The sequence below is a fragment of the Chitinophaga sp. RAB17 genome, from assembly GCF_052114225.1.
GTDB lineage: Bacteria > Bacteroidota > Bacteroidia > Chitinophagales > Chitinophagaceae > Chitinophaga.
In genome coordinates, this window is record NZ_JBFREI010000003.1 from 444,371 (window position 1) to 456,709 (window position 12,339).

At 45.5% G+C, this 12,339-nt stretch carries 10 protein-coding genes; 5 read left to right on the forward strand and 5 right to left on the reverse strand.

Annotated features, from left to right (window positions below; genetic code table 11):
• Positions 1-6: 6 nt before the first annotated feature.
• The 3 genes from AB4Z08_RS13565 (at position 7) to AB4Z08_RS13575 (ending at position 5,033) form a co-directional block, all read left to right on the forward strand.
• Positions 7-1,485 carry a SusD/RagB family nutrient-binding outer membrane lipoprotein gene (locus AB4Z08_RS13565; RefSeq protein WP_441574282.1) on the forward strand — a complete coding sequence of 493 codons (1,479 nt, stop codon included), beginning with the start codon at positions 7-9 and terminating at the stop codon, positions 1,483-1,485.
• A gap of 19 nt (positions 1,486-1,504) precedes the next feature.
• A complete protein-coding gene (locus tag AB4Z08_RS13570) occupies positions 1,505-2,866 on the forward strand; it encodes a fibronectin type III domain-containing protein (protein WP_441574283.1) in 1,362 nt (453 codons plus the stop codon).
• A 151-nt stretch (positions 2,867-3,017) separates the two neighbouring features.
• Positions 3,018-5,033, forward strand: a complete 2,016-nt coding sequence (locus tag AB4Z08_RS13575; RefSeq protein WP_441574284.1) for a beta-L-arabinofuranosidase domain-containing protein — start codon at positions 3,018-3,020, stop codon at positions 5,031-5,033.
• Positions 5,034-5,080: 47 nt separating this feature from the next.
• Here the strand turns inward: AB4Z08_RS13575 and AB4Z08_RS13580 are convergent, their stop codons facing one another.
• Positions 5,081-5,584 (reverse strand): Lrp/AsnC family transcriptional regulator, encoded by a 504-nt coding sequence (locus AB4Z08_RS13580; RefSeq protein ID WP_441574285.1) that lies wholly within the window; start codon positions 5,582-5,584, stop codon positions 5,081-5,083.
• A 208-nt stretch (positions 5,585-5,792) separates the two neighbouring features.
• Between AB4Z08_RS13580 and ppsA the strand changes: the two genes are divergently transcribed.
• Positions 5,793-8,204 (forward strand): phosphoenolpyruvate synthase, encoded by a 2,412-nt coding sequence (gene ppsA, locus AB4Z08_RS13585; RefSeq protein WP_441574286.1) that lies wholly within the window; start codon positions 5,793-5,795, stop codon positions 8,202-8,204.
• A gap of 63 nt (positions 8,205-8,267) precedes the next feature.
• Here the strand turns inward: ppsA and AB4Z08_RS13590 are convergent, their stop codons facing one another.
• A complete protein-coding gene (locus AB4Z08_RS13590) occupies positions 8,268-8,708 on the reverse strand; it encodes a hypothetical protein (RefSeq protein ID WP_441574287.1) in 441 nt (146 codons plus the stop codon).
• Positions 8,709-8,848: 140 nt separating this feature from the next.
• On the opposite strand from AB4Z08_RS13590, the gene AB4Z08_RS13595 reads away from it, so the two are divergent.
• Positions 8,849-9,394 carry a type II toxin-antitoxin system death-on-curing family toxin gene (locus AB4Z08_RS13595; protein WP_441574288.1) on the forward strand — a complete coding sequence of 182 codons (546 nt, stop codon included), beginning with the start codon at positions 8,849-8,851 and terminating at the stop codon, positions 9,392-9,394.
• A gap of 1 nt (position 9,395) precedes the next feature.
• Here the strand turns inward: AB4Z08_RS13595 and AB4Z08_RS13600 are convergent, their stop codons facing one another.
• Genes AB4Z08_RS13600 through AB4Z08_RS13610 form a run of 3 tightly spaced genes read right to left on the reverse strand, consistent with a single transcriptional unit; the run spans position 9,396 to position 12,148 of the window.
• Positions 9,396-10,091: a LytR/AlgR family response regulator transcription factor gene (locus AB4Z08_RS13600; protein ID WP_441574289.1), complete on the reverse strand. Its 696-nt coding sequence runs from the start codon at positions 10,089-10,091 to the stop codon at positions 9,396-9,398.
• A 4-nt stretch (positions 10,092-10,095) separates the two neighbouring features.
• Positions 10,096-11,157, reverse strand: coding sequence for a sensor histidine kinase (locus AB4Z08_RS13605; RefSeq protein WP_441574290.1), 1,062 nt, complete (start codon positions 11,155-11,157; stop codon positions 10,096-10,098).
• On the reverse strand, positions 11,150-12,148 hold the full coding sequence (locus AB4Z08_RS13610) for a hypothetical protein (RefSeq protein WP_441574291.1): 999 nt from the start codon (positions 12,146-12,148) through the stop codon (positions 11,150-11,152). Before AB4Z08_RS13610 ends, AB4Z08_RS13605 begins: the two co-directional genes overlap by 8 nt.
• Positions 12,149-12,339: the final 191 nt, after the last annotated feature.

Genomic DNA, 12,339 nt, shown 5'->3' on the forward strand with positions numbered 1-12,339 from the left:
GCATTCATGAAAAAATATATCCGCATTTACGCCACCCTTTCTGCAGCACTAACGCTCAGTGCCTGTACGAAAGATTTCGACAATATCAATACCAACCCAAACAGTCCGGTAACCACTCGGCCGGAATATCATTTCACCGAAGCCATTACGCAAACCGCCTATGCATATGAAGAAAATGCATTTGCCCGGCGCCCCGCTGCATTGGGCAGGTATATTACCCTGATCCGCAACAACGATTATGAATTGTTCCGGTGGACAGCAGTAGACTGGAGCGATATTTATCAGCGTGCCATGGTGATCAAAACCATGCAGCAGGAAGCTGGTGCTGCAGGTAAATCTACCTATGTGGCGGCAGGTAACGTACTGATGGCATTCAACATGTCATACCTCACCGATTTGTTTGGAGATGCGCCATACTCAAAAGCGCTGCAGTCATTGGAAAACGGTAACATCAAACCTGGTTACGACAAACAACAGGACATTTACATGAGTTTGTTGTCTGTATTAAAAGATGCCAACGAACAGTTGAAAAATGCCGGTACCGGCATAGATCCCGGCGCCGATGCGCTGTATGCAGGCAACGCTTTAAAATGGCGCAAACTCGCCAATTCCCTGCGTTTACGGTTATTAATGCGTTGTTCCAAAGCATATGCCGATGCATACAAAGACATACAGGAAATCGTTAACAACAAAGAACAGTATCCAATAATCGCTGCCAACACGGATAATGCAGAAGTCATCTATCCCGGAGTAAAAAAAGACGATAGCTGGCCGGGCGGTCCGCTGAATATGATCGACAACGACTTCCTGAAAACCAAAGCCAGTAAGGAACTGGTAGATGCGTTACTGGAAAGAAATGATCCCCGTCTGGAATTGTGGATCGCACCTGTCAGCAGCAGCACCGGCGCTACTGTGGATCAAAACAAGTATGTAGGTGTACCGCATGCAGCGGTAAATCCTGCTGACTATAACGGTGGTGAATCACATCAGTCAGTCTTCTCGTCTTTCTTCCGTCAGAATAAATCTGCCAGTCTCAAAGCCAGTATGATGGTCTATTCCGAAGTATGTTTCCTGTTGGCGGAGGCAGCGCAGAGCGGTAAGGTAACTGTGCCAGGCACCGATGCCGCCACACTTTACCATGATGGGATTGAGTCTTCCATGGATTATTATGGTCTGAAAGCTACCGCCACCACCCGCAACTACTACGAACAACCACTCGTGAAATATGATGGTACATTGAAACAGCTGATCACACAGAAATGGCTGGCGATGACTTTCCGCGGTGCCGAAGGCTGGTTTGATTTCCGCCGCACCGGCTTCCCGGCTTTTGTAGCAGGGCCCATGGCTTTTCAGTCTACTTTCCCGGTAAGATACGCCTGGCCTACTTCTGAGCAGGATGTAAACCTGGATAACTACAAAGCAGCGATCAGCGTTTTTGGTCCGGATGATATCAATACCAAAATGTGGTACCTGCAATCACGTTAACGGATAAACGATTATAGCTATGCAACATATGGAGAGAAGAAAATTTTTAGGCAACTTCCTCAAGGCTGGGAGCCTCCTTCCTTTTGTAGGAGGAGCCGTATTGCTAGAGTCGGCCACGGCGGCTCCGGCAGCGGATAGATCTGCTCAGCCGGCAACAATGCCTCATCCCGCACTGGAAAGTTTTGAGCCGATCCCTTATCCTGCCACCAACATACCGGATCGCATTATACTAACGGTAACGGATAAACCAGCTACTTCAGTTACGCTGAACTGGCGCACCGCCGATGCTACCGGTGCACATTATGCAGAATATGCGATCGCTGATGCCCATCCTGATTTCGCGGCCAAAGCCAAACGTGTATCCGCAGATGCCCGCAGCTTCCGCTTTGAACAGGTGAGTGCTGCACATCACCGGGTAACGCTGCAGAACCTCCTACCCGCTACCGCCTATACCTATCGCGTGGGAAACGACAGTGGCTGGAGTGAGTGGACCTCCTTTCGTACTGCTGCCGCAGATAACAGTAAGTTGTCTTTCATCTACCTGGGAGATGCACAGGTAGGCATCCGTCCTTTCTGGAGCCGCGTGATACGGAAAGCTTATGCACAGTTACCGGATGCGCAGCTGATCATTCATGCCGGTGATCTGGTAAACCGCGCGAACAAAGACGAAGAATGGGGACAGTGGTTTGAGGCAGGTGGTTATATACATGGCAGCATTCCAGCCATTGTAACACCCGGTAATCATGAATATACACACGAAGATGATCAACCGCATCTGTCGGTGTACTGGAAAGAACAGTTTGGCCTGCCGGCCAATGGTACGGGAGATGACAACCTCGAAGGGAGTGTATACTATACGGATATCCAAAACGTACGTTTCATTTCGCTGAATACCATGATGCTGGAAGAAGCAGCCAACGAAGCCCAGATAAACCGGCAAACCGCATGGCTGGAAAAGTTGCTGAAAAACAATCCCTGCAAATGGACCTGCATCACCATGCATCACCCGGTGTTTTCCACCAAAAAAGGGCGTGACAACAAGCAGGTAAAAGCCTGTTTAAAGCCACTCTTCGATCAGTATAAAGTAGACATTATACTGCAGGGACATGACCATGCGTATGGCAGGGGCATGCAAAAAGTGGCTCCCGGTGGTACCATGTACCTGGTAACCGTTAGTGGTTCCAAAATGTATGAGTATGATACATCTATAGAATGGACGGATGTAGTAACAGGCGACATACAACTGTATAGTCTTGTTACCATCGATAACGATACGTTGTCGTTCCGTTCCTGTCTGGCTACCGGCGAGGTATTCGACGCCTTCGACCTGGTAAAACAACCCGGCCACCACAACCGGTTGATTGACCGCCGGCCTTTATAACTGTCCGCTATCCCTATATGCAAGGCTGTTTCCTTCCTGGAAGCAGCCTTTTATTTGATACAATTTGTAGAAACTTTGAGTCAATTACGATATCTCGCAAAGCGGATAAAGCATATTTTGGCATATAAAATTTATATCGACTACAAAGATTATGAAACTGATTGCTATAGCTTCCACGATATTGCTGGGTCTTTCCCTTTCCACCCTGGCACAGCAGCAACGCACTGCTGTGCCAACTTATTACCCGAACCGCGCGCCACTTCATCCCAAACCTTACATCGCGCTTCCGTTGGGCGCCATTACGCCTAAAGGCTGGTTGCGAAACATGCTGGTGCAGCAAAAGAATGGCGCCACGGGCCAACTGGACAAATTATATCCGCTGGTAATGAACCAGCGTAATGGCTGGCTGGGCGGCGATGGCGACCAATGGGAACGCGGCCCCTACTGGATAGACGGCCTGCTCCCGCTGGCTTATATCCTGAAAGATACTGCCCTCATCGCCAAAGTAAAGCCCTGGGTGGAATGGTCTCTTAAAAGCCAGCAGCCCGACGGCTATTTCGGTCCCTCCAAAGATTATAGTCCCGAACCCGGCATACAACGGGACAACAGCCACGACTGGTGGCCCAAAATGGTGATGTTGAAAGTATTAAAACAATACTATGAGGCCACCAGCGATCCACGTATTATTCATCTCCTGACCAACTATTTCCGGTATCAGCTGAAAGAACTACCGCAAAAGCCCCTCGACCACTGGACATTCTGGTCACGCTACCGCGCAGGTGATAACCTGATGGTGGTGTATTGGTTATATAATATTACCGGAGATGCATTCCTGCTGGATCTTGCCAAACTGTTGCATCAACAAACGTTTGATTATACCGATGCATTTTTACATACCAACCTTCTGTCCACGGCTGGCAGCATTCATGGTGTAAACCTGGCGCAGGGAATGAAAGAACCGGTGATCTATTATCAGCAGCAGCCGGATAACAAATACCTGGAAGCTACCCGTAAAGGTTTTGATGACCTCCGCAAATTTAACGGTATGGCACAGGGCATGTATGGCGGCGATGAAGCCCTGCATGGCAATAACCCTACACAGGGCGCAGAGCTGTGTAGCGTTGTAGAAATGATGTTCTCACTGGAAAGCATACTCGAAATAAGCGGAGATGTATCGTATGCCGACCAGATCGAAAAAATTGCATTCAATGCCTTGCCGGCACAGATTTCCGCTGATTTTATGACCCGGCAGTATTTCCAGCAGGCCAACCAGGTAATGGCCACCCGGCATATTCGCAATTTTGATGTGAACCATAGCGGTACCGATCTTTGTTATGGCTTGCTCTCCGGCTATGCCTGCTGTACCTCCAATATGCACCAGGGCTGGCCAAAATTCACGCAAAACTTATGGTATGCCACCACAGACAGTGGCGTAGCAGCCCTCCTGTATGCACCCAGTGAAGTAAAAGTATATGTAGGCCGGCAAACACCGGTAACGTTTAAAGAAGAAACGAACTATCCTTTTGAAGAAAGTATCCGGTTTACCCTTAGCACACCTAAGAAAGTAAGTTTTCCGTTTCACCTGCGCATTCCGGCCTGGTGTAAAAAAGGGATCATCAAAATAAATGGCAAAGTGTGGCAGGAAGCAGGCGGCAACCAGGTGGTGAAGATAGCCCGGGAATGGACACCTGGCGATGTCGTAGAGCTGCAATTGCCGATGCACATCTTCCAGAATACCTGGTTTGAAAATTCGATGTCGGTAGAACGTGGGCCTATCACGTATGCGCTAAAAATCGGGGAAGCAGCGCGGGAAGTCACCAACACAATAGATCCGGTGGATAATGGTCAAAACTATACTGAAGTACGCCCTACCACTCCCTGGAACTACAGCCTTATCGCCACTCCCGATAATAAGCTGCAAGATCGTTATAAAGTAACAACCACGGGTGTGATGCCCGCTTATCCATGGTCATCTGCGCAGGCACCTATCTCCATAAAAACAACCGCCAAACGAATACCCTCCTGGCTATTATATAATGAAATGACAGGACCTATACCATACAGTATCACTTATGGCATGGAAATGGGCGCCGAAGAAGAAATTACGCTCATACCCTACGGCTGTACAAAGTTGCGGATTTCACAGTTCCCGGTTGTAGGTAACTGATAAGTTAATGGGGTGTATCAAAAAATGATACGCCCCACTTTTTAAATTTATTTATTTTTATGCTGCAATTTTGTTTGCAGTCCTGTTTTCAGGTTTAACTCCACTTCAAACTTAGACTCTGCTAAAACAAACAGGCTGCGGATCTTCTGGATATTATCCAGCTTCGATAATTTGGTCAGGTTAAATTGCTCGTAGGCTTCCATATCAGCTACCAACACCTTCAACAGGTAATCAAACTGTCCGTTCATCTTATAACATTCCATCACTTCCGGGAAGGTATTGATCTTTTGTTCGAAGGCAGGCAGGCGGTCATGCCCATGTTCCTTTAACGTAACGCTGGTATAGGCCACGAGGTTTTTGCCCAGCTTATTTTTATTGAGCACGGCAATATAGCGTAAGATATACCCTTCTGCTTCCAGGCGTTTTACTCTTTCAAATATAGAAGTAACTGACTTACCTAACCTGGAAGCAATCTCTTTATTAGTTGTTCTGGCGTCTTCCTGTAATATGTCCATTATACACATATCAATCTGGTCAGGTATGAAACTCATGATGCTATTTTTATCAAAAATAGCGATACTGCTACTGATTTAGGAAAAAAAGTCGGTAGAAGCAGTTTTTTTTAGTTTTGTTTTCGCTTTTGAATCCGTTGTTGTCATACCATCGTCACATAGCATAATTTGCTTTCATAGAAAACAAACCACGTTTGGAAGACGTACATCATCCTTCCATTTTTTTATTCATTAAACTCATTTTTATATGAGAGAAAGTATTGTACTGCCGCTAAAAGCGGTGGGCATGGACGCTATTGCCCTGGTAGGCGGTAAGTCGGCCTCATTGGGAGAAATGATCGCTAACCTGTCAAAAGTAGGTGTTGCTGTTCCGGATGGTTTTGCTATCACCACTACCGCCTATTACGATTTTATGAAACAAAGCGGGCTCGAAAAATTCATAGCAGAACAGGTAGCCACCGTTGACTTTAACGATATCATCACCCTCCGCAGAGCCGGGCAGAAAATAAGACAAGCTATCAGCAGTACCCGGTTTCCACACGAGCTGAGTGACGAGATCATTGCCGCCTATCAGCAGTTATCACAGCAATACGGACAGGAACAAACAGATGTAGCCGTAAGATCATCCGCCACCGCGGAAGACTTACCCGATGCCTCTTTTGCAGGACAACAGGAAACCTTCCTTAACGTCAGGGGGCCTGCTGCATTAATTGATGCGGTAAGGAACTGTTTCGCCTCCCTGTTCACCGACCGCGCCATCAGCTACCGGCAAAATTTCGGCTACGACCATTTCAGTATAGGCTTGTCCGTATGCGTTCAGAAAATGGTCCGCTCCGATCTGGGAGCTTCCGGCGTAGCCTTTTCTCTCGACACCGAATCAGGATTTAAAGAAGTAGTAGTGATCAATGGTTCCTTCGGGCTTGGTGAAATGGTAGTACAGGGTGCTGTATCACCGGATGAATTCATCGTATTCAAGCCCTGCATGCAAGCTGGTTACACCCCTATCATAGAAAAAAAGCTGGGTGTAAAAGATAAGAAAATGGTGTATGGCGAAAGCAGTGATGAAAGAACAAGGATTATACCGGTAGAAAAAAAGCAACAGCAACATTTTTGTTTGAGCGATGCACAAATCATGCAGCTGGCTACCTGGGTACGTTGTATTGAAACCTATTACTCAGAAAAGAAAGGCCGCTGGTGCCCGATGGATGTGGAATGGGCTGTAGATGGCCTCACCAATGAACTGTATATCGTACAGGCACGCCCCGAAACTATTCATTCGCGGAAAGATCATAACATGATCACCTCTTATGCCATTGACCATACCAGTACCGCCAAACAACTATTAAAAGGTATTGCTGTAGGCGATAAAATTGCCGCCGGCAAAGTGAATATCCTCTTTTCTCTCGACAACCGCCTAATTACCGGTAGTGAATTCAAACCCGGTGATGTACTGGTCACCGACATGACAGATCCCGACTGGGAGCCCATCATGAAAATGGCTTCGGCCATCGTCACCAATAAAGGAGGGCGCACCTGTCACGCGGCCATTGTAGCGCGTGAAATGGGTATCCCCGCTATTGTTGGCTGCGGCGATGCCACCGAGAAATTAAATGCGGATCAGGAAATCACCGTTTGCTGTGCAGAAGGAAGCGATGGTATTGTATACGAAGGCATACTGCCCTTCCGGGAAGATCAGCTGGACCTCACCAAACTCCCGGCCATACGTACCCCGCTCATGCTCAACGTAGGCTCTCCGGCTATGGCCTTCCAGTTTGCCCACCTGCCCAACAAAGGCGTGGGACTGGCCAGAGAAGAATTCATTATCAACAACTACATTAAAGTACATCCGTTAGCGTTATTAAAGCACAAAGAACTGCACGATGCAGAGCTCTCTGCTAAAATAGCCCAGCTCATTCAGGGACACGATAATGAAGTGGACTACTTCGTTAATAAACTGGCCTATGGCGTTGGAAAGATTGCGGCTGCTTTTTATCCCGAAAAAGTAATCGTACGTTTTTCCGATTTCAAAAGCAATGAGTACTTCAATCTGTTAGGTGGCAAATACTTTGAGCCTACAGAAGAAAATCCGATGATCGGCTGGAGAGGGGCCTCCCGCTACTACTCCCCACAATACAAACCTGCCTTTGAACTCGAGTGCAAGGCACTCCTAAAAGTACGGCAAACCATGGGGCTGAAGAATGTAGTGGTGATGATTCCATTTTGCAGAACAGTAGAAGAACTACAACTGGTACTTGCTACCATGGAAGAATTTGGATTGCGTCGCGGCGAAAACGGCCTGGAAGTATACCTGATGGCAGAACTACCCTCCAATATTATGATGGCGGAAGAATTCTCTGCTCTCATTGATGGTTTCTCGATAGGATCAAATGATCTGACACAGCTCACACTTGGTCTCGACAGGGATTCTTCCCTGGTGGCCAATCTTTACAATGAACTGAATCCGGCAGTACAACGGCTCATTGCGCATTTGATTAAAGTAGCGAAACAACAAAAAGTAAAAGTAGGTATCTGCGGACAAGGCCCTTCGGACTTTCCGGAGTTTACTAAATTCCTGGTAAAACAGGGCATTGATAGTATTTCAGTTACACCAGATGCAATCATAAAAACGGTGATGGCGATTCATGAGGCGGAGAAGTAAGAAAAGATGAGGCTGTCTCCTCTGTTTACAACAAACATAGAGGCGGCCTCTTTTTCTACTGAGCTATAACCAGCAGATGTCCATAAAAAACTGCTCAAAATCTTTCCTGAATCTTTCCAGGTCAAAATCCTTTATCTTTTTTACTGTAGCTATTTTATCCAGGGAATCCAAGATATCTTTTGCAAAGATGGGTCTGATATCAATTGCTGTTACATAAACCTCGAAGTCCAGCTTAATGTGGTACTCCATTACATTTGCAGGGCGTTCAACCTGAACACCTTTGTAGATGTAGGTCTTCGGTTCTACTTTATAGGTAGGTCTGCCTATTTTCATAAACTCCTCGTATCTTGGACTGGTACATAAAAGACCTATGTAGAGCACATGTACATCTTCTCCATAAAATCTATCACTAAAAAAATCGTCTATAGCCATCTGACAGGAAGCAACCTGGTCAAATTGCCTTTTGACCTCAGTAGAAATTTCTTCTGTTATGTATACAATCATATACCAATCTATTATCTGAACATTTTATTTCCAGAAAGCAATATACCACAATGGTAAAATAATTATAAATAAGCATTTTCTACATCAGTTTTATAAACTGTTAAAAGATTGCATAACTTTCCCCTCCGAAAATAAATATTATGCAACACTTAACCCCCAATTCCGAAGCTGACGGCTTATTAAAAGTACTCAACGATTATACTTATGCGTTAGATATACTTGACAAGTACGATCACCAGGTGCTCGAAATTGAATCCACTACCCTTGAAAATATTTTTGAAATTACTTATCAGAATGCCATGAACGCGATCATGGGACTTCGCAATAAATTCGGGGGCAGCAGCCTTTTTGGAAATGAGAAGGATGAATCTTTCCAGGGATCACTGGCGGCTATCTACCAAACTTTCGGAGGTCAATTCGTTTACCCCAGTGTAGAAGAAAAAGCGGCGCACCTTTTATATTTCGTTACTAAAAATCATTCTTTTTCAGATGGCAATAAAAGAATAGCCGCATTTTTATTTGTGTGGTTTCTGGATAAGAACGCTATTCTTTATCATGAAGACGGATCAAAAAAAATTGGCAATAACGCGCTCGTAGCGTTTACGCTGATGATAGCAGAATCTAAACCGGAGGAAAAAGATATGATGATAAAGGTGTTGGTGAATTTGATGAATGGAAGTAACTAACTCACCTCGGCATGTTAATCGCCTCCATAAACTGTTTCATATATGCATCACCGATAGGCACATTATACTCACCTGTAAAAATTCGTTGCCTTTCTATGCTATCTATTTTATCCAGGGAGATGATATAGGATTTATGCACCCGTAAAAAACGAAACGGCGCCAGGATCTCTTCAAAGCTACGTAGGTTCTGCAAAGTGAGGATCTTTTGCTTGGTCGTTTGTATGGCTACGTAATTACGCAGCGCTTCTACAAAAAGAATATCTTTTACATCTACTCTCACTATCCGTTTATCGGTGCGAACAAAAATATAATCTGTGCCGGCAGGTTGTGAAATAGCAGGCGTAATTTTTGCCTGCACCCGTTGCACCGCTCTCGCAAAACGTTCAAAGGATACGGGCTTCAGGAGATAGTCTACCGCTTCGCGATCGAAGCTTTCCACGGCATATTCATCATAGGCAGATACAATGACGATCTGTATTCCTGCCGGCGCTAATTGCATAAATTCAATGCCGCTGAGTTCCTGCATCTGTATATCCAGAAATACCAAGTCTACTTTCTCCTGTTTCAGAAAAAGCAATGCTTCCTGCGGATGAAGAAATGTTTTCAACAATTGCAGGTCTGGCGTTTTATTGATGAAGGATACCAATACCTGTGCTGCCAGAGGCTCATCGTCTACCACTATACACTTTACTGCCATATCATTACCAGTTGATCACTAAGTTACTATAATATTCATCTTTCATATCCATTACTTCCAGGTCATGTTTTCCGGGATAAATCAATTGTAAGCGCTTACGCACGTTATCCAGTCCGATACCGCCGGTTTTATCCCGTTGGTGACCGGAAATATAATTATGCACGCGCAGCACCAGCTGTTGCTGGTCGCATTCCAGTGTAATCCGGACTGGCTTTTCCGGACGATTACTCACGCCGTGCTTAAACGCATTTTCTATAAACGGCACCAGTAGTAAAGGTGCTACTCTTTTATCAGGTAACTGTTCCGGGAAATTAAACACCACGCCTTCACTACAGCCGGTACGTATGCGTTGCAAAGTTACGAAGTCCAGCAGATAACGAATCTCCTCTCCTATGGCCGCTCTGTAAGCAATATCCGATGGCTGATTCACCATATAGGCCAGCAGATCAGTGAGGGTTTTATGCGCTGTGACTACTTCCGGTGAATCCATCAATGCCAGCGAGTAGATGCTATTAAGACTGTTAATAAGAAAATGAGAATTTAACTGCATCTTCAGAAAACCAGATTCCGCCTGCTGTTGCTGTTGCTGCAGGATGGCTCTTCGTTTATCTTCCTGCAACCATAAAATAAAAAAGCAATAAGCAAATGCTGCCACCAGGATAACGATACCACTCCACAAGCCGTTGACAAAGTAAGTCGAAAAAGACTGATACAACTGTACCTTTTCCCCATGAACAACCTGGTAACCGCTATATAAGATCGTTTCCCTGAAAAAGCTATCGGCAATGATATACTTCAATACAATACTACCTGTCAATAGTGGCAGTACAGTTGCCAAAATCCGTCCCCAATTATTGTGTTGCAGAAACGGGGGCACTACCCAACGCACATACACATAACACAACAGGAAATTCAGTATACCAAAGAAGCCATAATTAATATGGAAGTGGTGCATCGCCAAAGGAGTACGTTTCACAATGGTGATGGCATTCAGTCCGTATACCAATAGCATCCATACGGCCATCAGCACAAAAAATTCAATGATATTTTTGCGGACCTTATTCATCGGCGGGATATATATTTATTTTATCCGGTAAGACATGATCGGCAGAACTTTCCGACGTCACAGACACAGACAGTGTGTCATTGGAAATATGAACGGTAATGATCAATCCCCCGGGACCGCTTTGCAACTCCCGCATTCTTTTGTCCGTTAGATATTGCAAACGCAATGCTTCCACCAGCCCGGCCGGCTCAGCGCCTGTGATCTGCAACGTGATGGATTCTGCTGCATTACAAAGACTACGTAGTTCAATGTATCTTTCAAAATTCAATAGCTCTTTTTTTAAACTCACCTTATCATTTTCAAGGGCTTTATCGTACAACATATATCTCAGCAGATCCGATAATAACAACATGGCACGCGTGCCTTCAATTTCCCTTTTTCCCGGGTCTTCCAAAAGTGGCGCCAGTTGCTGTAAATTATACAACAACTGCCTGGACCCTTCCTGCATGCGCTCATACCTCCGCCGGGCATGAGCCGCTGTCGTAGCCAGTAACCGATCTTCCGGTGCGGCATTGCGCCATTCCAGGAAGAGGCGATAACTACATGCCAGCAAAGTCACGCCGGTACCTACCTGTATCGTCAGCGGTAAATACTCCATAAAAGTCATAGGCATGGGCATAGGGACAGGCACCGACATCCGGGTAGCAGATGCCATCACCTTCAACGGAATAGCCCTGAATAATACTTCATTGGGAAAAATAAAATAGCCGATGAGATACTTGACTACAGAAAATCCAAGAACCGATGCAATCATATACATCGCCATACGCCTGTACTGCCGCTTCCTTACAACGGCAGGCAGCAAAAGGAATACCAGCAGGTAAAACAATTGGAAATTAATAAATCCATACACCACATACTTTACAAAGGTCCACTTTAACAAAACCCCACCTGAGAACATACTTTTCAGCGACGGATATATGTATAGCAGTATCAGGGCCATCCAAACAGCCAGGTGTGCAAAATACCGGTATGGTCTATTGTGTCGCATATACACTTACAACATTGAAGATAGCATTTGCATCCACCCTTTCTGCATAAACGCCTGTTTATTTTTTTCGTACCTGCATAATGCCCGTTCATACTTATCAATCGCCTGAAAGTACCTATTGGCGGACATTTGACGGATATCCTTGTCATTCGCCGCGTCAAATCAGTTTCATCCACGTCAAAAGAGGGAAT